Origin of the sequence: Nocardia sp. JCM 34519.1 (assembly GCF_020361265.1) — a bacterium.
Taxonomy (GTDB): Bacteria; Actinomycetota; Actinomycetes; order Mycobacteriales; family Mycobacteriaceae; genus Nocardia; species Nocardia arthritidis_A.
This window is the reverse complement of record NZ_JAIRBR010000018.1, coordinates 129,208-152,500: the sequence shown is the minus strand read 5'-3', so window position 1 is coordinate 152,500 and position 23,293 is coordinate 129,208. Positions and strand designations below refer to the sequence as shown.

The window sequence follows — 23,293 nt, the reverse complement described above, 5'->3', positions numbered from 1 at the left end:
GGCTCTGTATCTGCCGTCCAGTTATCGGAATGCTGGCCGCATGGTTCGTCGTCTGCTGGCGCTTTATATCGGCTTGTGGTTGTACGGGTTCTCGATGGCCGTGATGGTTCGGGCCGGGCTCGGCCTGAGTTCGTGGGGCGTGCTCCACCAAGGTCTGAGCCGGCACGTGCCGGTCAGCTTCGGCACGGTGACCGCGGCCACCGGGGCGCTGGTGCTGCTGGCCTGGATTCCGTTGCGGCAGAAGCCCGGTCTGGGCACGGTGAGCAATGTGGTGGTGATCGCGCTGGCCGTCGACGAGGGTCTGGCGCTGCTGCCGCAGTGGCAGGGGCTGCCGGTGCGGATCGGCGCGATGGCCGCCGCGGTCCTGCTGAACGCCCTCGCGACCGTCCTCTACATCGGCGCCGGAATGGGCCCGGGTCCGCGCGATGGACTGATGACCGGCCTGGTGCGGCGCACCGGCTGGTCGGTGCGCGTGGTCCGGACCGGAATCGAGGTGACGGTACTGGTCACCGGCTGGCTGCTCGGCGGCGGCATCGGCATCGGCACCCTGGTGTACGTGTTCGGGATCGGCCCGCTGATCCAGCTGTTCATCCCGCTGGTGAGCCGCTGGCTGCCCGGCTTCCCCAACCGGCGTCCGGCGAAACCCGCGGCCGCCACCGCCTGATGAGCGAGTGCCTCGCCCAGGATCTCGGCCCAGCGCGGGCTGAGGGACGGGCTCCGCCCGGCAGCGCCAGTTTGGCGAATGTCTGCGCAGGAGCTGGGCCCGGTGCGGGCTGCAGACGGATTCCGCGCGGTAGCGCCAATTCCGCGAGTGCTTCGCCCAGAGGCTCGGCTCGGTGCGGGCTGTTTCGGCGAGTGCTTCGCCTCGGCGCGGGCTGAGGGCGAGCTACGGCTGGCAGCGCGCTTTAGGCTAGCGCCTCGCGCAGTTGCTCGGCCCGCCGCGGGCTGTCGTCGGGCTGCGCCTGGCAGCCCCATTTAGGCGAATGCCCGCACAGGAGCTGGGCCCGGTACGGGCTGGGGACTGGTTCCACCCGGCGGCGCCCACTGGCCGAGTGCCTCGCCCAGGAACTCGGCCCGGCTCGGGCCGTCGTCGGGCTCCGCCTCCTTTTGGTAAGTGCCTCGCCTAGGAGCTCGGTCGGGCGGGTTGAGGATGGGCTCCGCTCGGCAGCGCCAATTCGGCGAGTGCGTTGCCCCAGGGCTCGGCTCGGTGCGGGCTGTCGTCCGGTTCCGTCCCCTTTTGATGAGTGCGTCTCCTAGGGGCTCGGTCCGGCGGGTTGGGGGCGGGGTCCGCTCGGCAGCGCCACTTGGGTGGGTGTCACGCACGGGAGTCGCGCCGGTTCGGCGAGAGCCCCTGCGCTCTGGCGGCTTTCGCATCGGACTACCGTCGTCGGTGCAATGTCCGCGAGGTCGAAGGGAGCAGACCATCATGACCAGTGCCGAGGTGCTGACCGACGCCTTCGAACGGATCAGGGAAGAGGTGCACGCCGCCGTCGACGGACTGTCCGAGGCGGAGCTGACCTACCGGGTGGATCCGGGCGCGAATACGATCGCCTGGCTCATCTGGCATCTCACCCGGGTGCAAGACGATCACGTGTCCGAGGTGGCGGGCGCGGAGCAGGTGTGGACCGCCAACGGTTGGTACGACCGGTTCGCCCTGCCGTTCGACAAGCGCGCCACCGGTTACGGCGATTCCGCCGACGACGTTGCCGCGGTGCGGGTTTCGGCCGAACTGCTCACCGGCTACTACGACGCGGTGCACGAGCGGACCCTGCGCTACGTGCGCGGCCTGACCGACGCCGACCTGCCCCGCATCGTCGACACCCGCTGGGATCCGCCGGTGACGCTCGCGGTGCGGCTGGTCAGCGTCATCTCCGACGATCTGCAGCACGCCGGCCAGGCGGCATACCTGCGCGGCGTGCTCGGCCGCATCGGCTGAGCCGCGCGGATCAGGGGATCAGCGACAACTGCCGCGACTGCGCCACCAAAGTGCCCGTGCTGTCCCAGATCTCGAAATCCTCCTCGTGGAATCCGTCGATCAGGTAGCGGGTGGCCACCCGGCAGGCCAGCCAGCCGGGCGCCGGACGGTTGCGGATGTGCACGGTGAGTTCGACGGTGGCCGAGGCGGGTACGGTGCCGAGGTCGAATACCGCCGGCAGCGTCGAATCGACCAGCATCGCCAGCGCGATCGGGTCGGCGTCACGACCGTCGGCGAACCGGAGCCAGAATTCGTTGGCGCTGGTGCCGCCGGGTTCGCCGCGCAGGAATCCGGGCACCCGCGGCATCCGGGTCCGCACGCGCCGGGCGATGGGCGGCATTTCGAGGCCCGCGACGAGCAGGTCCGTGCACTCCTCGGGTGCGGGCAGGTCGGGCGCCCGCCCGGTGATCGATGTCGGCCCGGCGGCGGTGGACAGGTCGGTGAAAGTGGCCAGCACACGCAGGATTTCGCGTTCGTCGCGAAACAGGCTCGCCTGCCCGGTCGCCGTGCGGCGCCCGGCCCGGACCGCTTCGGTGCGGACACGGGCGGGGCCCGCCGTGCCCGGGCGCAGGTAGTGCGCGGACGCGACGAGCAGATCCGGTTGCGCCATATCCTGCTGCAGCGCCCGCAAGGTGCTCGCGAGCAGGTAACCGCCGTTCGCGATGCCCGCGGGAGTATGCCACCGGTCGGATAGATCGAGTGCGTACTCGTGTTCGGCGACCCTGGTACTCGCGGTATCGGTGTCGTAGGCGTAGTGGGCGGTGGTGGTCAACATCGACTCCTTTCGCGTCGGTAATGATCATCCTCCGATGCGCCCGATCCGGCATTTCGGCGACGACCATTACCCGACAGGTAATGGCTACGCCGCACCGATCTTCCTAGGATCGGCACGATGAGTACCCAGACAGCCGGTGACCTGCTGCGGCATTGGCGCCTCGAACGCAGGCTCAGCCAACTGGAATTGGCCGGGCGCGCCGAGACCTCGGCCCGCCATCTCAGCTTCATCGAAACCGGCCGCTCGACACCCAGCCGGGCCATGCTCGTGCATCTCTGCGAGCACCTGGACATCCCGCTGCGCGAACGCAACCGGTTACTGCTGGCCGCGGGCTACGCACCCGCCTACGCCGAACCCTCCCTGGACACGCCCGCGATGGACGCGGTGCGCGGCGCGCTGCGTCAGATACTGGCCGGGCACGAGCCGTATCCCGCGCTCGCGATCGACCAGTGCTGGAACATGATCGACGCCAACAAGGGCGTCGCGCTGCTGCTGACCGGCATCGATTCGAAGCTGCTCACCGCGCCGGTGAACGCGATGCGGCTGAGCCTGCACCCCGACGGCATGGCGCCGTCGATTATCAACCTGCCCGAATGGCGCGGCCACCTGCTCGCCCGGCTGAACCGTCAGATCGAGGTGACCGGCACACCCGGACTCGCCGAACTCCGCGACGAAATGCTGTCCTATCCCGGCGGGGAATCCGATCCAGAGCTGCCCGAACCGGATCAGGCGGTGGTGCCGATGCGGGTGCGCCACGACGGTCGCGAACTGTCGTTCATCAGCGCGACAACGGTTTTCGGCACGCCCATGAACGTGACGGTCGCCGAACTGGCGATCGAATCGTTCTTCCCCGCCGACCAACAGACGCAGCGGTACCTGACCGAACTACGGTGACCGGAAACACCCGGCCGATAAGGTAATTCGCGCCGCTTCGCCACCGGGCAACGCGGATGCGATGAACCCGGCGGCCGGATCGGTCTAGTCACAGAGCCGGATCAGGAGACGACGAAGCTAGGCATTTGCATCGGGCCGAACCGGCCGACGGTCGGACGATTCCGGTAGATGGCTCTGGAATGTGGAGGTGCGATGGACCACGCGACCCATATCGCGGAATTGCTCGGCGTGCCGGTGCGGACGCTGACCGGGCTCGGCGCGAGCCACGCCTGGACCCTGCTTCGAGCCGAATTATCGGATGGCCGAATGGTGTTCGTGAAGGCATCGGATGACGCCGGGGTGTTCGCGGCCGAGGCGGCCGGGCTGCGCTGGCTGGCGGAGGGTTCGGCGGAACTCGTGCCGGAGGTGCTCGGCGTCGATGCCTCGATGCTGGTGCTGCCGTGGTTGCCCGAGGTCGCGCCGACGCCCGCCACCGCTACCCGGTTCGGTCGGGAACTCGCCGCGCTGCACGCGAATTCGCCCGATTCCTACGGCGCGCCGTGGCCCGGCTGGATCGCCGAACTGCCCCTCGACAACACGCCGAGCGCGGGTCCGTGGGGCCGCTGGTATGCCGAATACCGTCTCGCACCGTATCTTCCGCGCGCCGCGACCCACCTCGGCACCGACGGCATCGCGCTACTGGAACGCGTAATCGACCGAATCGATACGCTCGCTGGCCCACCCGAACCGCCCGCCCGCATCCACGGTGACCTGTGGTCCGGCAACCTGCGCTGGACTCCGGACCGCGTCGTGCTCATCGATCCGGCCGCACACGGCGGCCACCGCGAAACCGACCTCGCCATGCTCGCCCTCTTCGGCGCACCCCACCTCGACCGAATCCTAGCCGCGTACAACGAGATCCACCCGCTCGCCGACGGTTGGCGAACCCGCGTCCCGCTGCATCAACTGCACCACCTCCTGGTGCACGTCGTCCTGTTCGGTCCCGGCTACCGCCGCCAGACGATCGCCGCCGCCGAAGCCGCGCTCGCCGTTTAGCGCACCGACCGGCCTGAACGGACAATTTCGAGCCTGTTCGCAAGATTTCCGCCTATTTACGGCTGATATTGTCCGCCCAGGCCGGTTCACGGCGCCCAGCAACGGGCGATCACACTTTCGGCGAACCGCTCCAGATGGGCGATCTTGGCATCGAGGGATTGGGTGTCCGGTTCGGTGGTGTACGGGTTGCGGAAACCGACGATGACATCGGTGACACCCTTGTCCTCCAGGCGTTTCACACCGTCGACGCTGAATCCGTCCAACGAGATGACATGCACCTCGAAATCCTTGCGGGTGCCGTATTCGGCGCGCAGCGCAGTGAGTTCGACCAGTAGCCGGTCGAGTTCGGCCGGATCGCCGCCCGCGTGCATCCAGCCGTCGCCGCGCCGGGCGGCCCGCCGCAGCGCGGGCCCACTGTGCCCGCCGACCAGGATCGGCAGCGGCTCAGACGGCACCGGACTGATCTTGATCGGCGGAATATCGTAGAACCGCCCGTGGAATTCGAAATAACCACCCGCGGTGAGCCCACGCACGATATCGATGCATTCGTCCATCCGCGCACCGCGCCCGTCGAACGGTACGCCCATGATCTCGAAATCGTCCGGCCACGGGCTTATCCCGACACCGAGCCCGAAACGATTACCGCTCAACGCCGCCACCGACGCGGCCTGCTTGGCCACCAACACCGGCGGCCGGATCGGCAGCTTCAACACGAACGGCGTGAACCGCAGCGTCGTGGTCGCGGCCGCCATGGCCGCACTCAACACGAACGCCTCCACGAAAGGCTTGTCCTCCAAGAACTCTCGGCCACCATCCGGGGTGTACGGGTACGTGGCGTCGGAATCGCGCGGATACGCGATGCTGTCGGCCACCGCCATACTCGTGTACCCCGCCGCCTCGGCCGCCCTGGCCAGCGGAACATAGTAGGACGGATCGGTCATCGTCTCCGCGTAGGTGAAGCGCATGATCATTCGCCTTTCGTCTGTGCGGCCCGCCGCACCGAACCGAGCAACCGCGGCAGATCCGTTCCTACACCCATGGATTCGTGTACCCCTCCGGAATCAACCGGTCGAATATCGCCCGCATCCGCGGCGACAACCGCATCAGCTCCACATACGAACCGAGCGGACCGCCATCGAAATAGGCGAACTCCATACCGATTCCGCCGAACGACCCGCGCGCGACCAGCTCACGCCCGGCTCGCCGCGCGGCGACCAGCGCCGCATCGAAATCTGCGGGCACCCAGGCGATATGATGCAATCCCGGACCGGACCGATCCAGCTGCTCCCGATACAGGCTCGCACCCGACCCGGGCTCGATGAGCTCCAACTGCTGACCACCGGCATACCCGAGCGCCACCGAAATCGTGTAATCGGCGGGCGCACCACGCAATTCACCCGACTCCGGACCGAAACGCACGTCGGGTATCGCGAACCACTCCGCGACGCCGTACCGCTCGCTGAACTCGCGCCGCGCGGCGGCGAGATCCGCCACCACCCAGCACAGTTGGAAGATCGGCCCCTCGGCGATGATCATCGGCCGCACTCACCTCGCGCTCGTCGTACCCGGAAACGCGATGCACCACCGGATCATTCGTTTCCACGGTGCAGGATATCCGGATTCTACGAACCCTGACGCCCCTTCGCCCGCCGCGCCAATTCGACCGTCGCGGCACGCAACTCGTCGATATCGTCGATCGGAGCCCGAAAACCCACCCGGGTCCGCGCCACCCCGCGCGGCGTACTCACCCGCAGATCCAACCCGTACCGGTCCGCACGCTCACACGCCGCCGCCGTCGCATCCGGATATCCGCCGAGCCGCCGCGCCATCGCCACCAGCGCATCGGCGTGATCGTCGTTCAAATGCGAGATGGCCCGGCCCGCCAGCGGAACCACCGGATCCGGCTCCGCCGCCGCATACTCCTCGGCCGTCGCCGAATCCATCCGCCCGTACCCGCCGACCCACCGGATCCGCCGCACCCGCAACACCCACAGCGAGAAATCGCTGTAATCGATATAGTGCTCCGCCGCGGGCACCGCGGCCAGATGCGCCTCCCGCGCCGCATCCGCCTCCGCGCCTGTCGGCCGCTCCGCCACACCCGCCAGCGTGATCCTGGTACCCGCCAACGGATCCAACGGCGGATCCGGTGCGACGATCGCGACACTGGCACGCGGATCGGCCGCCAGATTCCGCCCGTGCTCGGCCAACCGGGACACACACAGCACCGGCTGCCCGTCCAACAAGCCATACATCACGAACGACGCCCACGGCCCGCCATCCGCGCTCAAACTCGCCAACGTCGCCGTATTCGTCGCCGCCGCAACGGTTCTGGCCTCCTCCGCCGCCGAGGGACGAGCCGGATTATCCAGCCGCGCGGTCGGCGGCGGCACCGAAGGGGCGTCACCGGGGTCACCATGATCGAGTGTCATATCCTCCAGCGTGCCACGCCGAAACGCCGCACCCGGAAACAGAAACACCCCAATTGCCCGAGCGGATCCGGCGCGGATCCGCCAGACTTGCCCGGTGACCCGATACGCCTTCGACACCGACCGCAACGCACTCGTCGCCACCTGGGCGACAGGCCGCGGCGACCTCGCCGAAATCGTCGCGGCGCTGCCGCCGCTGAACGCCGAGCACGCAACGGATCTGGCGTCGAACCTCACCACGCTGTCCCGCTTCCAGTGGCGCACATACACCCACCCGGCCAGCGCGGCGGGCGACCCCGACGTGCCCAACAGCGAAGCCTGGCGCCGCGCCGAAGAACGCCGCAACTTCAAAGAGGTCGAGGCGGGCCTGCGCAACCCCAACCTGCCCACCGAACACGGACTCGTCGTCTCCTACAGCGGCGTCATCGAATCCGCGCACCGCGTCGGCCGCGTCCTGCACGCCATCGACGACGCCGACCTGCGCGCCACCATCCTCGAAGAGGTCCGCCACGAACAGGCCGCCATCGAATCCGCCGAACTCGGCGACCTGTCCGGCCGCGCCCGCCAAGCCGTCGAACTGTCCCGCCCCGACGTATCCCCGGCCCAGGTACAGGCCGCCGACGACCTGCTGCGCGCCGATCCGCTCGGCACCATCGAACTGTTCACCGAACTCGATCCGGCCTCCGCCTCCGTCGCCGCCGCCCACTGGCTCTACGCCGCGGCCGAGGCCGCCGCCGAACTCGCGGGCCTGCCGACACCCGACGTGATCGCCGAGGCCGACGACATCGAGGCCCTCCAGGTGGAGACCCCGACCATGGTGCTGGAGCGACTCACCTCCGGCGAAACCCCCACCGAGGTCGTCGTCGACCTGATCGCCGAAGCCATGGCCGTCGCCGAAGGACATGTGCCCGCACCGTGGAGCGTCGTCGCGCGCGTCGCCGAAATCGAGGAGCAGGCACGCAAATACGACTACGACGCCGCCGCCCGCGAGGCCGCGCTCGCCGAATTCCGGATCAGCAGGCTCGACCCGGTACGCCCCGCCCTCGACCTGCTGGAAGACCTCCTCGACGGCATCCGCGGCTGCCTGCTCCTCTACATCGCACACGGCGAGGACGACGACGCGGAGGAGCAGTTCATCGCCGACGTCCGCGTCGAGGCCGACACCCACCGCGCGCGCCTGTTCTGACACCTTCCCGCCGGAGGCCCGGGTCGTGGCCGGTCAGGGCCGCGATCCGGGTGCGCGCTCGAACACGCCTGCGGCACAGCCGATCATGCCGCTATCGCCAGGTGCCGGTGAGCGGCCGAAGCCGGTGGCTTTCCGGAGATATCGGCCCCGGAATCTGTCGGAGTCGCCGTACCGAACGGCATTCAGGAGGCGGGCCGATGACCCGAACCGACTCCGGATCAAACCAATGTCGGGGTTCGACCTGCACCCTGCGGCAGCACGCCCACGAGGTAGTCGACGAGAACGTCGGCATCGCTGGTGCGGGCGGCCAGATAGCCATCGGGACGGATGAGGACCAGGGTTCCGGGGCGCGCCCGGAACAGGTGCCGCGCCTGCGTGCCGACCAGCACCGATGCGAATCCGTTCGCTGTCGCCGTGGAATCCACGATCAGGTGGGCGCGCACCTGCGTGGCCTCGAACCGCCGCAGCGCCTCGCGGGTCTCAGGCCCGAATCCCAAGACGCTCCAATGGGTTCCGCGGATGAGGTCGAAAAGCCGGATCGCCGTGCCGTCGGCGGTGCGCCGTCGAGCACGGCGGCGAGCTTCCAACCGAGGTTGTAGGCATCCTGGATGCCGGTGTTCATGCCTTGCCCGCCCGCGGGGGAATGCACATGCGCGGCGTCACCGGCGAGGAAGACCCGTCCGTGCCGGTAGTGTTCGACCATGCGCGCGTTGAAGCGATAGCGCGACAACCAACTCGCCTCGGCGAGAACGACATCCGTGCGTCCGGAGCGGGCCGTGAACAGCTCACGGAAGATCTCCGACGTCGGCTCGGGTACCGATCCATCGAGACCCGGCACCACGTTCGCTTGGAACTGCCAGGCGCCGTCGGCCTGCGGCAGTGGTGAAACAGCAAGGTAGCCACCGTCTTCGGTGAACCAGGCATAGGCGGCATCATCGGTGAGGCCGGCCACTCGCACGTCGCCGACGAGGAAGTACTGGTCGTCGTGCGTACGTCCGGCCATGGTGGCACCGAGTCGGCGCCGGACGGTGCTGTGCCCACCGTCGCAGCCGACCAGATAGCGGGCCCGCACAGTATCGCCGTTGTCCAGCGTCGCGGTGACGCCCGCGTCATCCTGCTCGAACGAGGTCAGCGTGGCGCCGAAGACTACTTCGCCATCGAGGCCGGAAAGCCGGTCGCGGAGAATCTGTTCCACCCGCCATTCCGGCAACAGCACCAGGTCGGGGTAGGGGATGCCCGGGCGCGGACCGGAACCGGCGGTGGCCAGCTCGACGGTGAGTTCCGGGCCCTGGTGCATGCGCAGCGGAAGCCCGGTGGTGCCGTGCGCCAGCATCTCGTCGACTACACCGAGGTCGTCGAGCACTTCCAGGCTGCGGGGTTGCAATCCTTTACCGCGCGAGCCGACGGCAGGAGCCGCGTTGCTATCGATCACCAAATGGGTCACGCCGCGCCGGGCGAGTTCGACGGCCAGGGTCAGGCCGGTCGGGCCCGCGCCCACCACGAGAACATCGACGTCGTGAATCTTGCCTTGTGCCATGAGAACCAACCTCGAACGTGTATTACTACGATGTAGTACAATAAAGTAGTACTACGATGTAGTAAGGTCAAGGGTATGCCGAGAAAGACCGATCGACGAGAACTGCTGGCCGACACCGCACTGCGGATGATCGACGACGTCGGACTCGCCGGCGTGACGCATCGCGCTGTCGACGCGGCCGCCGGTGTCCCGGTGGGTACCACCTCGAACTTCTTCAAGACCCGCACCGCGCTGTACGCGGCCATCGCGCGGCGTATCCTCGATCAACAGAACGAGGCCGAAAAGCAGCGCCCGGCAAGCACTTCCGCTACCTCACGCCAGGTGGCCGACCTACTGGCCGAGGCCATCGACGCCGGCAACGGACCGGCCCGCAATCGCTATCTGGCCCGCTTCGAACTCTCCGTGGAAGCGGCGCGCGACCCAGAACTCGCACACCTCATGCGGGAGCTGCGCGCGGTCACCGTGCGCACCCGCGCCCAGCAGATTCGCGCCGCCTACCCACACGCCACCGACGACCAGGTCGACGCGATCGTGTCGCTGCTGACCGGTATCGCGTTCGACCGCGTCGCCCTCGACGTCCCCGCGCTCGACACGACGACTATCGCGCACGCGGTCCTGCGCGGATTCCTGGAGTAGTGGATTTCCGAATCAGGCCCCTGGTACCCGGCTGACGGCGATCGCGTGCTCGGTGAGGCTGCCGAGATACAGCGTGCCGTCCCGTTCCGCGACGCCGGTGACGAATGAGTAGTTCGCGCCGTCGGTTTGGAGGTCGTGCACGACATTGCCGTCGAAATCGACCGCGAGCACCCATACCGTGCGGGTCGGTTTCGGCTGCACCCATTCCGGCAGCGCCCAAACCACCCGCCGCAGGATGCCCGGCAGCGGAAGGAGCCGGTCCAGCAACGGGTTTCGCGCCGTCGGCAGGGTGATCCAGATCAGACCGTCGCTGCCGAGACCGAGATTGTCGGGAAATCCGGGAAGGTTCTCGATGAGGAAATCCCGGGTGCCCGCCTTCGGTCCGGTGAGCCAATAGCGGGACAGCCGATAGCCCGCGGTTTCGGCGACCACCACACAGGACCGGTCGGGGGAGAGGACCACGCCGTTCGCGAACTTCAACCCGTCGAGGAGGGTCTGCACCTTTCCGGACGGATCGCGGCGGAACAGGCGGCCCGTTTCGGAATGCTCGAGCAGATCACCCGGGTAGTCGGCGAGGCTGTAGCGGGTGGTCGAGGCGGAGAAGTAAACGGTGCCGTCGGTGTCGCGAACGACGTTGCTGACGAAGGGGAGTGGGGCGCCGTCGATCTCGTCGACCAGCACCTCGATGGATCCATCGGTGTGCAGCTCCAGCAGGCCGCAGGCGGCATCGCAGATCAGGACGGAACCGTCGGGGTCCGCATGCAATCCGAGCGGGCGGCCGCCGGTATCGGCGATGGTGGTGACGGTGCCGTCCGACGGATCTATTCGCAGCACCGACCCGTCGGCCAGACCGGCGATCACCCGTCCGTCCGGGGTGAGCGCCACATCCTCGGGACCCGTGCCGGGAAGTTCGATGCGGCGCGGCTCGGGAAGCGGTGGGGCACTGCGGGTTCGACGTGCGCGATCCGGAGCCGGGGGAGGTGCCCAGCGCTTCGGCCGCATGACCGGTGAGGTACCCATGCCTCAGATTAACGACCCGGCAAGCGGGATTCTCGGGGAATGATCGTCCCACTGCTAAAACATCTTGAAACGTAGATATGCGCATCTATCTATGTTTCCCTCACTAACCCCAGATAACCTCACGATTTCGACCATTCAGGAACCTAGCCAGGAGAGGAGAGGCTCAGACGAATCTGAGCCCCTGATCGGGCCGGGGATCGCGTGAGTCGCAAATTGGTCTCGTGCGCAGGCGGATTCGCCTACGCGGGGTATCTGGCTTCGGCCTCGCCCTTGGTCTCGTGCATAGTCCAGAGGAGATCGGCGAGCTGTTCCGGATCGACGATGGGAATCTGCGGCACAGGTTCACCGGCGGCCTTCGCCGCCTCCATCGAGGCGTGGAACGGCGTGTTCTTGATGGCCGCACCGATGTAGAGTCCGCCGACGTAGACCCCCTTATCGGCCACCTCGGCATGGAGGGCCTGGAGGTAGTTGCGCTGTGCGGCGATCGCGAGCCCGCCGGAGACGTGCGGAAAGCCCTGAGTCGCGCTGGCTCCCTGCGCGCTGAGGATCGCGCCGGAGCGCCGTTCGATCATGTGCGGCAAGAACTCTCGCACCAGCGCGAGGAGCGAATAGATACCCAGCGGCATGAGGTCCCGCACGCGCTGGGGCGTCAGGTCGAGTACCGGAATGAACCCGTTGGCCGCGGCGCCGTAGTAGAGCACATCGAGGTCGCCGACCATCTCGCGAATCCGCGCGGCCAAGTCGGGTACGGCGTCGGTGTCGGCGAGGTCGGCGGTGATGATGTGCGTGGTCGCACCGGTGAGGCTTTCGGCGAACGATTCGAGCGGTTGTCTGCGCCGGGCGACGAGCACGACGTCGTAGCCCTCCTGTGCGTACCGGTGGGCGACGGCTTGCCCGAGGCCGGGTCCGGCGCCGAATACTGCGATTGATTTGGACATGTACACCCCTGATGCGAACGAGAAACTGTGCGACGCAACGCCGCATCCGTCATGCTAGCTGATCGTCAGAAATACTGACGATCATAAATAGATATGATTCGTGACGTGCCCGCCCATGACGACCCGCGATCACCCGGCGACGACGGACTTCCCCGGCTGGGATACCTGCTGAAACACGCGCAGCTGCGGTACCTCGAGCTGACGACGAGGGAGCTGGAGCCGATCGGCATCAGCCCGCACCAGTGGGCGGCCCTGAACTGCCTGGACCAGCAGCGGGGACGTTCCCAAAAGGAAGTGGCCGACCTGCTGGGCGTCGACCGGACGACCATGGTCGCGCTGATCGATCAGCTACAGGCGAGAGGTTGGGTGAAACGCGAACCCCAGCCCGATGATCGCCGCAAGAACACCGTCGGCCTCACCGAGGAGGGCCGCGACATGCTGGACCGCGGCGCCGACGTGATCGACGGCTGTGAACGAAAGTTCTTGGCCGCGTTGGAGAATCCGGATGCCGAGCAGCTGAGGAGGGCGCTGCTCACCGTGATCACCAAGGCCCGGTAGGTCAGCTGTCGGTGGCGAGCCGCTCGATGGTGCGCAGTTCCTGGTCGATTTTCGCGAGGGCGGCATCGCTTTCCCCGGGCGTCGGAGTGTGCCCGCGCCGGTGCTCGAGATGCGCCAGCAGGGTCTCGGCACCGACGGGGCGGGCGGCGAAGCCGATGACGATGGTGTCGGATTGCATCAGGCACCAACCCGGTCGGAGCCTGGCCTCCATCGCGTCCTCGCGGCCCGCGGTGTCCCGCACCAGCAGCCGCAGAAATTCGCCGCGCCGCTCGGTGACGCGTACGTCGGCGACACCGGGTTCGTAGCGCGCGGTCGCGTTTTCGAGGTCCGCGATCACCTGCCACACCGCCTCGAAGGGCGCCGTGATGCGACGCTGCCCGACGACGGCGCCCGGCATGGCGGCCGCGAGTATGGCCAAGCGATCGATCGGATCGATGTCCCGAGGTGTCACCGGATCGTTCACGATTCCCACTCCTCCCGGAACGCGGCCCTTGCCCGGTGCAGTCTGGACTTGACGGTACCTATCGGGATCCCCAACGCGGTGGCTATGTCCTGTTCGCTGAGGCCTTCTCGGGTGCGCAGCACCAGCACGGCACGCTGAGCGACCGGCAGACGCGCCAGCGCGTCATCGATATCCACCAGACCTTCCAGTGAGACGGCATGCTGCCCGATGAGCGTTTCGTCCGCGGCGACCTCTTGATCATGCCGGTGCGCCAACCGGATCGCCGTCCGAACCGTGACCGACCGGACCCAGGTCATGATCGCCTCGGGGGCGCGCAGCGATGCCAGTCCCTGGAAGATCGCCAGCAGCGACTCCTGCATCGCGTCGTCGGCCGTCGCCGGGGCGATCCGAGCACACAATCGGTGGACGTACGGGGCCAACTCGTCGAGCAGCCGGTCCAATGCGAGCGCGTCCCCTTGCTGGGCGGCCGCGACGATCCCCGGGTCCACGCCAGGAAGATTACAAGAAGGTCAGTCGGAACCTTTCGCGGATTTCCCGCCACTTTCAGCTAGGAGGACATCACAGAGAGAGGTTGTTCAGTGACCACAGACCTGCATATCGTCGGCGCCGGCCTGACCGGGCTCACCGCCGCCATCGAAGCGGCCGAGCGCGGCTGGCGGGTGACCGTCACCGAGGCGCATTCCCAGCTGGGCGGCAGAGCGCGCACGCTGGCGGCTCCCTACCGGGCGAACCTCGGCGCCCATGCGATCTACGTCGACGGGCCGTGGTGGGCGTGGCTGGAGCGCCGCGGGCTTACTCCGCCCATCGTGGCGGCGCCGCGGTACGAGACCCTGGTCCGGTCCGCAGGCCTGCTCGCGCCGTGGCCGGATGGGCTCAACCGGGCCATCGCCGGACTACCCGATGCGGCGCCCACAGCGGAATCGTTGCGGACATGGCTGCTGCGGCACGTCGACGCCGCGACGGCCGAGGCCATCATCGGAGTGGTCTTCATCTTCACCTTCGACCACGATCCGGGTCGGCTTTCGGCCGCGTTCGCCCATGAGCGCCTGCGCCGGGCGATGGCCGGGGGCGCCCGGTACGTGGTCGGCGGATGGTCCACGCTGGTCGATCTGCTCGCCGAACGCGCTGCCGAACTCGGCACGCACATACACACCGAGACACGGGTACCCGCGCCGCTCGCGGGCCCGACGATCCTGGCCACCAGCCTCGCCACGGCTCGCCAGTTGACCGGTGACAAGTCGTTGACCTGGACCAGCGCCCGCGTGGCGACGTTCGACCTCGGCTTGCGAGTCGATAACGGCCCGGAGTGGTTCCGCATATTGGACGTCGACAACCGGATCTACGCCGCCCGCTACAGCCTCGCCGATTCCACGCTGGCTCCGCCCGGGCATGAGCTCGTCCAGATCTCCGCCGCGTGCGCCCCGGGCGAGGGAAAGACCGATGCCGAACGCCGGGTAGCGGAACTGCTCGATCTGTCCTGGCCCGGTTGGCGCGCCGCGGTGGAGTGGCAGCGCGGCGCTGTTCGTACGGACTGCACCGGAGCCATCGATCTGCCGGGGACGACATGGCATGACCGCCCGGCCGTCGGACGCGGCAATGCCCTGGCGGTCGCCACGGACCAGTCGTCCGCTCCGGGATTGCTTACCGAAGTCGGGATCAGCGCCGCGCAACGCGCCTTGCAAGAGCTCGGTGAAACTTCCAGGGCCGCAGAGGCTCGCGTACGAGTCTGATTCTCAGCGCTCGAGTGGGGGAGCGACGCCGATCTCGGACAGTGCTGGATCGGCGTCGTCTTCATGGGGGAGTAGAGGTACTTGCGAAACCAGCTATGCCCGGGGCAGATGTTTGTCACCGGCGGTCGATACAGTCTCGATTGCCGACTACCTCCTCGGTCCAACATATGATAATCGGGATATGCGCATTTACTAATTACATCTTCCACCAACCTTACGTCGAGCAAACTTCTCACCACATAAAGACTGCTCAGACGAGCGAGGGCGGTGCGGCTCAACAGAAGAGTCCAGTTGAGCCACACCGCATCTCACGGCTGACGCGTCACCGCGAACCACAGCAGCGCGAGTGTCCCCGCGGTGAACAGCGGTGAGAGGACCCAGGTTTCGAGCCTGTTGCCGGTGCGTTCGATGATCGGGATGCAGGTGCGCCACCCGAACGGCCAGAAGAGGCGGCAGCCGCGGTCGGTGAGGCAGTCGCCCGCGAGATGTACCAGGGCGCCGAGGCCGACGGCGAAGGGGAGCCAGGCCGGTTTGTCGCTGATCCAGTGGTCCATGGCGAAGGTGCCGACCACCGCGAGCACGATCACCACGCTGTAGGACTGGAATCCCTTGCCGGGCGGGCACAGGTGGAGTGCTCGTACGGCGAGGGCGAGCAGGAAGAAGACGAGTCCGAGGGTGAAGTTGCGGCCGAGCCAATGCTCACCGGCCCAGGTGCCGTAGGCGACCAGGCCGACGAAGGCGAAGGAGTGTGTCGCATGCCGGTGCCCGCCACTGACTTTCGAGATGATCTTGCAGAGGAAATGCGAAACCGGCCCCAGGACATGGGCGATCGATCCGTTCGGATGGTCGGCGTCGGGCAGCAGCGCGGCTCCCGCGGTGAGAAAGGTTCCGAGCAGCAGGTCCACGATGCCGAGATGGCCCGCGCCGCTGCCGATTACCGGATAGGTGAACGCCGAGATCGGCAGCGCGACGGCCGCCGCCGACCAGGCCAACGCGCCACTGGTCGCATGAGAATGTCCTAGCACCGGATGAACGTTAGTTGACCACAAGGTAATTCACGCCGACCGGAATAGTCGGGTCAGTCACGTGGATCGGCGATGCGGCGCAGCGCGTGCAGATCGGAATCGAGCGTGTAGAACACCCGCAGCGCGATGACGAAGGCGAGCAGACCGACGACGCACAGCGCCACAATGGATTCGATGACGATCTGCTGTTGCTCGGGGGAGAGGAAAGCCAGTCCGGCGGCGACGCCGATCAGCGGAACCGACGCCGCCACACCGAGATAGACGCGGCTGCGTCGGGCGAGCAGACGCAGTCGCGCGGTGTCCTCCGGTGAGGTGTGTCCGGCGGCCACGAGGCCGGGGTAGTACCAGCGGAGCACGAAAAACGTTACGGGGAAATAGGTGTAGACCACGGCCACCGCGGCCGCGACGATGTGCGAGGCGATGAGGTTGGCCAGCAGCCCGGCGGGTAGGTCGGCGGTGCGATGTAGCTGGATCAGGAAAATGCCAAGCGCCACAAGCCAACCGGTGAACGCGACACCGGCGATTCGATCGCCGCATGCCAGGGTGTCGGCCCGGGCGCGGGCCAAAGTCGCCTCGTCGTAATGCTTTCCGCGGCGCAGTCCGTCGGGTATCAGGAATACCAGCCGGCACCAGTAGAGCAGCAATCCGACGCCGAGCGGATAGCCGAGTGCGATGACGATCGTGGCCAGGTGGTCCAGCCCGGTCTGTGCCGATGCGGTGAGTGTGTGCTGCAGCAGCCTGGTGTTGTGCCCCATCAGATACAGTCCGCCGAGCAGCTGGCCGAGCGCGCTGGACAGCGTGACGACCGGCATCGGGCGCATCCGGAATCGGGCTCGGATACTGCGCGCGGGCGGGTCGACGAGGTCGCGGGCCGTGCGGTCGAGGCTGAGCTGGAGTTGGTGGGCGAGTTCGACGCCGCTGGCGTAGCGGTCGGCGGGTTCGGGGGACAGACAGGTGAGTAGGGCGTGGCGCAGGATCGGCGGGCAGTCGGCGGGTGCCATGGCCTCGTAGCGGGCCTCGATGGGTTGGCCGCGCAGGTCGATCATGGCGGCCAGGGAGCTGTCGGATTCGCCGGCGCCAGGTTGGTCGGCGAACGGGAGCCGTCCGGTGAGCAGTTCCCACAGCACCACGCCGAGCGCGTACAGGTCGCTTCGGGTGTCGAGGTCGGCGGCGGTGGTGGCCATGGTGGGGTGGCAGGCGGCTAGTTGTTCGGGGGACATGTATGCGAGGGATCCGCCGAAGTAGGCGGCGGGGCCGGCGCCGGGGATGTGGCGGCTGAAGCTGATGTTGAAGTCGGCGAGTTTGGGTTGGCCGTCGGCGGTGAGTAAGACGTTGGCGGGCTTGATATCTCGGTGCAGTACGCCGTGGTGGCCCGCGTAGTCGAGTGCGGTGGCGAGCCGGGCGCCGAGCCAGGCGACGGTTTCGGGCCAGGTGAGTTGGGCGAGTTCGGTTCTGGTGGCAGACGGGTGTGGTTCGCTGACCCCGGTGGCGTCGACGGCCGCGTCGACGGCGTCGAGCAGGAGTTTCCCGGAGCGTTGGGCGACCGGGGTGCGGCGCAGGTGGTGCAGGACGCCGAGCAGGGTGCCGCCCGGAACGTACTGCATGTACATGATTTTGAGGTGTTCGTCGGGGAGTTGGCGCTGATCGAAGACGCGAACGATATGTTCGTGGTCGAGTTGGGCGAGGGTCTGCGGTTCGCTGCCGCGGTCGCGGGAGATCTTGACGGCGACGAGTCGTTGCATGGATCGTTGCCTGGCCAGGAAGACGCGGGCGAATGCGCCGCGGCCGAGCGCGGTGAGCAGGTCGAAGTCGTCGAGGGTGCTGCCCGCGGTGATGGTGTCGAGTGCGGTGAGCGCGGTCGGGTCGGTCAGCAGGGTGGTGCGGAAGTTCTCGTCGGCGAGCTGTCCGGAGATGCGGCTCATCTGTTGCGGGTAGAGCTGTTCGTATTCGGTGAGGTCGATATGTCCGCAGGCGCGGCTGCGGGCGGTGATCTCCTCGTAGATGAGATCGGGTGGCAGCGGTGCGGTGTCGAGTTCCGGGAAGCGTTCGCGGTAGTCGGCGAGGCGTAGCGCGTTCTTGGTGTGGGCCCAGCGGTTATCGAGGTCGACCTTGATGAGTTCGATGAGGGCGGTGCGGCGCAGTGCGGCGTCGGTGGGGAGATGGTCGGCGAGGTCGGGTGGGTCGGCCGCGGTTTGCCATGCGCCGGCGAAGGCGGCTACCAGTCGCATCAAGGCGTTCTGGGTGACCGTCATCCGGTCGACACGTTCCATCGCGGCCTGCTCCCATGGAAGGTTCCCGGCCCAATTCCGAGAAGTATGATCTTCGTCGCTGGGCGAACCTTTTATGTTATCGCCGCTCGCTATATGGCTCTACCTCGTTTCCTGGGTGGGAAGGGTGTATGGCGGTGACGCCAGGTGCGCGGCCAGTGCCGCCCACCTGGCGTCACCGCATTCGCCGTCGAGGAACAGCCACCGGTGCGCCATGACCAGGTGACAGCCTGTGTGGATCAACTACTTTCGGTCGAGTCCGGCGGTAAGGCTTTCGTGCAGAACCTTTTTCGGAACCGCGCCGACGATGCGGCCGAGTTCGGCGCCCTCGCGTACCAGTACGGTCGTCGGTACACCCATGACGCCGTATTCCCGCACAGTGAACGGATTTTCGTCGATGTTGACCCGGGCCACCGTGAATTGCCCGCGGTTTTCGGCCGCGAATTCCTCCAGGATCGGCGCCATCCGTTTACACGGCCCACACCAGGTGGCCCAGAAATTCACGACGACCGGCCGGTCGCTACCCAGCACCTCCTGCTCGAATGTCGCATCAGTGACGTTGACAATATGGGACTGCATACCCTCGAGCTTCCTTGCCCACCCCACGAACCCCAAAGATCGTTGCCGTATCCGGGAAACGCGGGGGATCCTTCGTCGGTCTCGCCGGTAACCCTGCGCACCTCAGGTTGACATAGTGTTGATTATCGGCGTTACAACGGAGGGGCTGTTGGGATGTTCGATCTGCTGGATGTTGTTGTAGCTGTTGGTGTCTCACGCTAAGCCTCCAGGCCTCCGGCCCTGCCGCTCCTTGAGCCTCGAACTGCGTATCCCGTCGTCCGACGTTGCTGGAAATGCTCCTCCTCGGCGTGTCGTATGCCAGTGGAAATATTCCGGCGATTCTGGATTTTCGCCGAGATATATTGGCCAGGCACTAGATTCGAGCCCCGGCGCAATCCCCTCCCGCCCGGACTCACCGTTCAAAACGTCACAGTGACGAAACGAAGGTGCCCCATTCTCTGCCTTCGTCAACGGCGACTAGGCGGTGCATGTAGCGTGCAGTAGCGCTTCGGCGGAGGCCGGTCGGTGAGCACGGCGGGCGCGCGACAGTAGAGACGCTGAAATCGTCGGGCTCGCGGACGGTTTCGGTTCCGGATTTCGTGGGTCCGGCAACCTGGGCCGAATATCTCGCTGTACCGAAGACATTCGCGCGTGCCGGTCGGCGCGAACGTGATCTGATGCCCGGTCGACGATGGGCCGGGTCGCGGTCGTTGCCGCATCGAATCCATATGCCTGACAAGCCTTCTCCCCCGCGCCCAGGATCACCCATTAAAACGTCACAGTGACGAAACTAGCCCGCATTCTTCACTATCGGCGCAACGACGTTCCGCACCGAATCCGCGTCGATCGGCTCGCCGTCGCGCCCGGCGAACACCATGTGGCCGGTGCCGATCAAACTCAGTGCGAGCGTTGGGATGTCGGCGTCGGGGGCGATTCGGCCGAGGTCTTGTTCGGTGGTGAGGTAGGTGCGAACCATATCGGCGGCCTCGGTGAGGATGGGGATGCCGGTGGGGTGGGTTCGGCGCAGGCGGGCGCGTAGTTCGTCGCGGGCGGTGATGAGGGCGACCATGTTGAGCGCGACCGAGCCGAAGACGGTGAGCAGTGCGTCGGTGAGGTTGTCGACGACGGTCCCGGTGCCCGCGGATTCCTGTAATGCGTTGGCTTGCCGTTGGATTCGGGCGAGTCGGTCGGCGACGAGTTCGGCGAGGAAGGCGTCGAAGTCGGTGAAGTGGCGGTGCAGTACGCCTTTGGCGACGCCGGCTTCGGTGGTGACGGCTCGGCTGGTGAGCGCGTTGGGTCCGTCGCGCAGCAGGACGCGTTCGGCGGCGTCGAAGAGTTGTTGGCGGACGTCGCGGAGGGCCACACCGGTTGGCACTGCTCCCCTTTCGCTGTGGGTGGAATCCATTGTTCTAGTGGGCATGCGCCCACTAGTGTGGGCGCATGCCCACTATATCTCCCGAACCCTTGCCGACCACGGCAGGCGAGGTGCACAAGCAGCGTCAGGTCGCCGAATCGTTCGGTGCGAATGTCGAGCGCTACGACCGGACCCGTCCTCGGTATCCGGATGCGATGGTGGAACGGATCGTCGCCGAAAGCCCGGGCCCCGATGTGCTCGATGTCGGGATCGGCACCGGCATCGCGGCCAGGCAGTTCCGTGCGGCGGGCTGCCGGGTGCGCGGCGTCGAACCCGATTCGCGGATGGCCGAATTCGCGCGGCGCAGCGGATTCGAGGTCGAGGTGTCGAAGTTCGAAACGTGGGAGCCCGACGGCCGCACGTTCGACGCTGTGATCGCCGGGCAGACCTGGCACTGGGTGGATCCGGTGGCGGGTGCGGCGAAGGCGCGTCAGGTTTTGCGGCCGAATGGTGTGCTGGCGGTGTTCTGGAACGGTGCGCAGCCGCCGATGGAGTTGGCGGAGCGGTTCGCGGAGGTGTACACGCGTTTGGTGCCGGATTCGCCGTTCGGGCGGACTTGGCTGCGGCCGGTCGCGGACGCGTACAAGGCGATGAGCGCTGCGGCCGAGGAGGGGATCCGGGAGGCGGGTGGATTCGCCGAGCCGCGAAAGTGGCGGGTCCATTGGGAGCAGACCTACACCCGGGAGGAATGGTTGGATCAGGTGCCGACGATGGGTGGGCACAATCTGCTGGACGCGGCGCTGCTGGCGGAGCTCCTCACGGGTCTCGGTGCTGCGGTCGACGCGGTGGGCGGCGCTTTTCCGATGGGGTATTCGACCGAGGTCCTGGTGGCATCGTCTGCATAATTGCAGACGGTATTCAACTGCGCGATAAGGCGATTCGCGGCCCGGTCTGCCAAGCTGTCCTCGGAACATAACCGGACGGTTGTCCGACGATGGAGGCGGTAATGGGTAGGACGGCGCGTGCGGTGATCGCGTGTGCGGCGATCGGGGCTGCGGTGCCGGCGGGCGGGGCGGCGGCGCATGCGGCCCCGCAGGCGGTGAACGAGTATGTGGCGCTGGGTGATTCGTGGGCGGCCGATGCCACGTTGAGCCAGGTGAGCACCGAGTTCGTGTCGGCGGGGTGTGCGCAGAGCCGCAGCAGTTACGCCAAGCAGGTCGCGGCGGCGCTCGCGGTGCCGACGTTCCGCGATGCGACGTGCGGTGGTGCGACGACGGAGAATATGACGGAGTCGCAGTCGGTGCGGTTCGGTCCGGCGAATCCGCCGCAGTTCGACAGTTTGAGCGCGGCAACGGATCTGGTGACGCTCGGCATCGGCGGCAATGACGCGGGTTTGGCGGAGACGGTGCAGAACTGCCTGACCGCGGATCCGGCGGTGTCGGTGTGCCGGGATGCGAATGTGTCCGGTGGGGTGGATCGGATGTCGGAGCGGATCGCGGCGGCCGAGTCGAAGGTGGCGTCGGTGATCGACGGTATCCGGGCGCGCTCGCCGCGGGCGCGGATTCTGCTGCTGGATTATTTCGAGGGTATCGGCACCTCGGGTGGTTGTTTCCCGATGATCCCGATCTCGGATGTGGATGCGAGCTGGTTGGGTGCCAAGCTGGCCGAGTTGGATGCGATGCTGGCGCGGGTGGCGGCGGCGAAGGGTGTCGAATTCGTCGACACCTACCGGGCCAGCGGCGGTCATGACGCGTGCCAGCCCGCGGGGACGCGTTGGGTGGAGGGTCTGCTGCCGTTGTCGACGGATCCGCTGGGCCCGGCGGTGCCGTTCCATCCGAATCAGTTGGGCGCGGACTATCAGGCTCGGCAGGTGCTCGCGGTGCTGCGCGGTTGAGAGCCGCGGATTCACCCGGCCGAGGAGAGCGTGGTGACGAGCTGACGACCGCGGTCGGTGAGGCGGTACACCACGTTTTTCCCTGTCCGGGTGCCGGTGACGATGCTTGTGTCGCGGAGCACCGAGAGGTGGGCGCCGACCGTCCCGAGTGAGAGATCCAGGACGGCGGCGAGTTGGCTGCTGGTCGCCGGTTGCGCGAGTTCGCGCACGACCCTGGCCCGGCCCGGGCCGAGAAGCTTTGCCAGCGCGTCCGATTCGGCGGTTCCGGGGTGGGTCGCCGCGCCGCGTGCCGGATATACGAGTGCGTATCGGGGTGGCTGTTCGCAGGTCCACCAGCCGCCGCCGGTGGTGCGTGGCACGAATATCAGTCCCTCGTCGGTGATCTCACGATCGGGTATGGGGCGGTTGCTGAAGCGGATGGCGGTGTCGGCCGCGGACCATACCCGCCGTGATCGCAGCGAATCTATGGCGTGCTGCCAGCCGTGGTCGCCGACCAGGGCGGTCCGGTAGGTGATGTCGCGTTCGAGGATGGCTCGGCGTCGTGGCCAGTCCGGTGCCACGAAATGGTTCCAGCCGTATCGCAGCGTGTCGGCAATGCGGGGCGCCAGCCCGTCCAGTGTGAGCCATGCGGTTTGTTGCGGCTGCCAGCTTTCGCCGATCGACGCGGTGACCGTCGCGCGTACCTGGGTATCGGAACTTGTTGCGACCGCGGCGAGTTCATCGTCGATGTGGGTGTGTGTCCCGGCTGCGGGCGGCTGTGCGACGAGGTCGGGGAACTGTTTGGTGGCGGCCAGTAGTGGCAGTAGTCCGGCGGCGATCGGATCGCGCGTGAGCCAGTCGTCGTAGTCCGCCCGGAATCGGGTGTGCCATATTTCCTGGCCCGGATCGATTCGTCGGCGCTGCAGTGCGATGAGCGCTCCGATCGTTTCCGCGAGTGGTGAGAGGGCGAATCGGCAGCGTGTCAGGGCGTCGGCGGTCAGTTTGAGCAGGGTCATCGTTTCGTATTTTCGCGAAGCGTTGGT

25 protein-coding genes are annotated in these 23,293 nt (G+C 67.1%); 10 read left to right on the top strand and 15 right to left on the bottom strand.

The genetic code is table 11. The annotated features are described in order from the left end of the window. Nucleotides 1-40 precede the first annotated feature (40 nt). Nucleotides 41-664, top strand: a complete 624-nt coding sequence (locus LGY53_RS33255; RefSeq protein ID WP_225730661.1) for a YitT family protein — start codon at nt 41-43, stop codon at nt 662-664. Nucleotides 665-1,426: 762 nt separating this feature from the next. Then, nucleotides 1,427-1,936: a DUF664 domain-containing protein gene (locus LGY53_RS33250; RefSeq protein WP_225730660.1), complete on the top strand. Its 510-nt coding sequence runs from the start codon at nt 1,427-1,429 to the stop codon at nt 1,934-1,936. 10 nt (nt 1,937-1,946) lie between these two features. Here LGY53_RS33250 and LGY53_RS33245 read toward each other — a convergent pair whose 3' ends face one another. Next, nucleotides 1,947-2,750: a thioesterase family protein gene (locus tag LGY53_RS33245; protein WP_225730659.1), complete on the bottom strand. Its 804-nt coding sequence runs from the start codon at nt 2,748-2,750 to the stop codon at nt 1,947-1,949. 117 nt (nt 2,751-2,867) lie between these two features. Here LGY53_RS33245 and LGY53_RS33240 point away from each other — a divergent pair, with 117 nt between their 5' ends. Together LGY53_RS33240 and LGY53_RS33235 are read left to right on the top strand one after the other, a co-directional pair. Next, on the top strand, nt 2,868-3,644 hold the full coding sequence (locus LGY53_RS33240; RefSeq protein ID WP_225730658.1) for a helix-turn-helix domain-containing protein: 777 nt from the start codon (nt 2,868-2,870) through the stop codon (nt 3,642-3,644). Nucleotides 3,645-3,836: 192 nt separating this feature from the next. Then, complete coding sequence (locus tag LGY53_RS33235; RefSeq protein WP_225730657.1) at nt 3,837-4,679, top strand: fructosamine kinase family protein; 843 nt, start codon at nt 3,837-3,839, stop codon at nt 4,677-4,679. Nucleotides 4,680-4,765: 86 nt separating this feature from the next. Here LGY53_RS33235 and LGY53_RS33230 read toward each other — a convergent pair whose 3' ends face one another. The 3 genes from LGY53_RS33230 to LGY53_RS33220 form a co-directional block, all read right to left on the bottom strand. Continuing rightward, the gene (locus tag LGY53_RS33230; protein ID WP_225730656.1) at nt 4,766-5,644 is read right to left on the bottom strand and encodes a TIGR03619 family F420-dependent LLM class oxidoreductase; all 879 of its coding nucleotides are present in this window, start codon (nt 5,642-5,644) and stop codon (nt 4,766-4,768) included. A 64-nt stretch (nt 5,645-5,708) separates the two neighbouring features. Next, complete coding sequence (locus LGY53_RS33225; RefSeq protein ID WP_225730655.1) at nt 5,709-6,215, bottom strand: VOC family protein; 507 nt, start codon at nt 6,213-6,215, stop codon at nt 5,709-5,711. Between the two features lie 86 nt (nt 6,216-6,301). Continuing rightward, nucleotides 6,302-7,108, bottom strand: a complete 807-nt coding sequence (locus LGY53_RS33220; RefSeq protein ID WP_225730654.1) for a HugZ family protein — start codon at nt 7,106-7,108, stop codon at nt 6,302-6,304. A gap of 94 nt (nt 7,109-7,202) precedes the next feature. Here LGY53_RS33220 and LGY53_RS33215 point away from each other — a divergent pair, with 94 nt between their 5' ends. Then, nucleotides 7,203-8,291, top strand: a complete 1,089-nt coding sequence (locus LGY53_RS33215; RefSeq protein WP_225730653.1) for a hypothetical protein — start codon at nt 7,203-7,205, stop codon at nt 8,289-8,291. A 218-nt stretch (nt 8,292-8,509) separates the two neighbouring features. Here the strand turns inward: LGY53_RS33215 and LGY53_RS33210 are convergent, their stop codons facing one another. Both LGY53_RS33210 and LGY53_RS33205 read right to left on the bottom strand, forming a co-directional pair. Next, nucleotides 8,510-8,734 (bottom strand): hypothetical protein, encoded by a 225-nt coding sequence (locus tag LGY53_RS33210; protein ID WP_225730652.1) that lies wholly within the window; start codon nt 8,732-8,734, stop codon nt 8,510-8,512. Further along, nucleotides 8,719-9,828, bottom strand: a complete 1,110-nt coding sequence (locus LGY53_RS33205) for an FAD-dependent monooxygenase (RefSeq protein WP_225730651.1) — start codon at nt 9,826-9,828, stop codon at nt 8,719-8,721. The genes LGY53_RS33210 and LGY53_RS33205 overlap by 16 nt, the downstream gene beginning before the upstream one ends. Before the next feature lie 75 nt (nt 9,829-9,903). Here LGY53_RS33205 and LGY53_RS33200 point away from each other — a divergent pair, with 75 nt between their 5' ends. Next, on the top strand, nt 9,904-10,464 hold the full coding sequence (locus LGY53_RS33200; RefSeq protein ID WP_225730650.1) for a TetR/AcrR family transcriptional regulator: 561 nt from the start codon (nt 9,904-9,906) through the stop codon (nt 10,462-10,464). 12 nt (nt 10,465-10,476) lie between these two features. Here the strand turns inward: LGY53_RS33200 and LGY53_RS33195 are convergent, their stop codons facing one another. Both LGY53_RS33195 and LGY53_RS33190 read right to left on the bottom strand, forming a co-directional pair. Then, a complete protein-coding gene (locus LGY53_RS33195; protein WP_305082720.1) occupies nt 10,477-11,484 on the bottom strand; it encodes an SMP-30/gluconolactonase/LRE family protein in 1,008 nt (335 codons plus the stop codon). A gap of 239 nt (nt 11,485-11,723) precedes the next feature. Next, nucleotides 11,724-12,422 carry an SDR family oxidoreductase gene (locus LGY53_RS33190; RefSeq protein WP_225730649.1) on the bottom strand — a complete coding sequence of 233 codons (699 nt, stop codon included), beginning with the start codon at nt 12,420-12,422 and terminating at the stop codon, nt 11,724-11,726. 105 nt (nt 12,423-12,527) lie between these two features. Here LGY53_RS33190 and LGY53_RS33185 point away from each other — a divergent pair, with 105 nt between their 5' ends. Next, nucleotides 12,528-12,980 carry a MarR family winged helix-turn-helix transcriptional regulator gene (locus LGY53_RS33185; protein WP_225730648.1) on the top strand — a complete coding sequence of 151 codons (453 nt, stop codon included), beginning with the start codon at nt 12,528-12,530 and terminating at the stop codon, nt 12,978-12,980. A 1-nt stretch (nt 12,981) separates the two neighbouring features. On the opposite strand, the gene LGY53_RS33180 is transcribed toward LGY53_RS33185, so the two are convergent. Together LGY53_RS33180 and LGY53_RS33175 are read right to left on the bottom strand one after the other, a co-directional pair. Further along, entirely contained in the window at nt 12,982-13,443 is a 462-nt protein-coding gene (locus LGY53_RS33180) for a hypothetical protein (protein ID WP_225730647.1), read from the bottom strand. Beyond that, complete coding sequence (locus tag LGY53_RS33175; protein WP_225730646.1) at nt 13,440-13,931, bottom strand: RNA polymerase sigma factor; 492 nt, start codon at nt 13,929-13,931, stop codon at nt 13,440-13,442. The genes LGY53_RS33180 and LGY53_RS33175 overlap by 4 nt, the downstream gene beginning before the upstream one ends. Nucleotides 13,932-14,021: 90 nt before the next feature. Here LGY53_RS33175 and LGY53_RS33170 point away from each other — a divergent pair, with 90 nt between their 5' ends. Next, on the top strand, nt 14,022-15,173 hold the full coding sequence (locus LGY53_RS33170) for an FAD-dependent oxidoreductase (protein WP_225730645.1): 1,152 nt from the start codon (nt 14,022-14,024) through the stop codon (nt 15,171-15,173). Nucleotides 15,174-15,481: 308 nt separating this feature from the next. On the opposite strand, the gene LGY53_RS33165 is transcribed toward LGY53_RS33170, so the two are convergent. The 4 genes from LGY53_RS33165 to LGY53_RS33150 all read right to left on the bottom strand — a co-directional run bounded on the left by LGY53_RS33165 (nt 15,482) and on the right by LGY53_RS33150 (nt 20,398). Then, complete coding sequence (locus LGY53_RS33165; protein ID WP_225730644.1) at nt 15,482-16,198, bottom strand: metal-dependent hydrolase; 717 nt, start codon at nt 16,196-16,198, stop codon at nt 15,482-15,484. A gap of 53 nt (nt 16,199-16,251) precedes the next feature. Beyond that, nucleotides 16,252-18,468 carry a serine/threonine-protein kinase gene (locus LGY53_RS33160; RefSeq protein WP_225730643.1) on the bottom strand — a complete coding sequence of 739 codons (2,217 nt, stop codon included), beginning with the start codon at nt 18,466-18,468 and terminating at the stop codon, nt 16,252-16,254. A gap of 240 nt (nt 18,469-18,708) precedes the next feature. Then, nucleotides 18,709-19,044, bottom strand: coding sequence for a thioredoxin (gene trxA / locus LGY53_RS33155; RefSeq protein WP_225730642.1), 336 nt, complete (start codon nt 19,042-19,044; stop codon nt 18,709-18,711). 769 nt (nt 19,045-19,813) lie between these two features. Continuing rightward, entirely contained in the window at nt 19,814-20,398 is a 585-nt protein-coding gene (locus LGY53_RS33150) for a TetR/AcrR family transcriptional regulator (RefSeq protein ID WP_225730641.1), read from the bottom strand. Nucleotides 20,399-20,463: 65 nt separating this feature from the next. Here LGY53_RS33150 and LGY53_RS33145 point away from each other — a divergent pair, with 65 nt between their 5' ends. Both LGY53_RS33145 and LGY53_RS33140 read left to right on the top strand, forming a co-directional pair. After that, the gene (locus LGY53_RS33145; protein ID WP_225730640.1) at nt 20,464-21,282 is read left to right on the top strand and encodes a class I SAM-dependent methyltransferase; all 819 of its coding nucleotides are present in this window, start codon (nt 20,464-20,466) and stop codon (nt 21,280-21,282) included. 101 nt (nt 21,283-21,383) lie between these two features. Then, nucleotides 21,384-22,271, top strand: coding sequence for an SGNH/GDSL hydrolase family protein (locus tag LGY53_RS33140; protein WP_225730639.1), 888 nt, complete (start codon nt 21,384-21,386; stop codon nt 22,269-22,271). 11 nt (nt 22,272-22,282) lie between these two features. On the opposite strand, the gene LGY53_RS33135 is transcribed toward LGY53_RS33140, so the two are convergent. Continuing rightward, entirely contained in the window at nt 22,283-23,266 is a 984-nt protein-coding gene (locus LGY53_RS33135; RefSeq protein WP_225730638.1) for a helix-turn-helix transcriptional regulator, read from the bottom strand. Nucleotides 23,267-23,293: the final 27 nt, after the last annotated feature.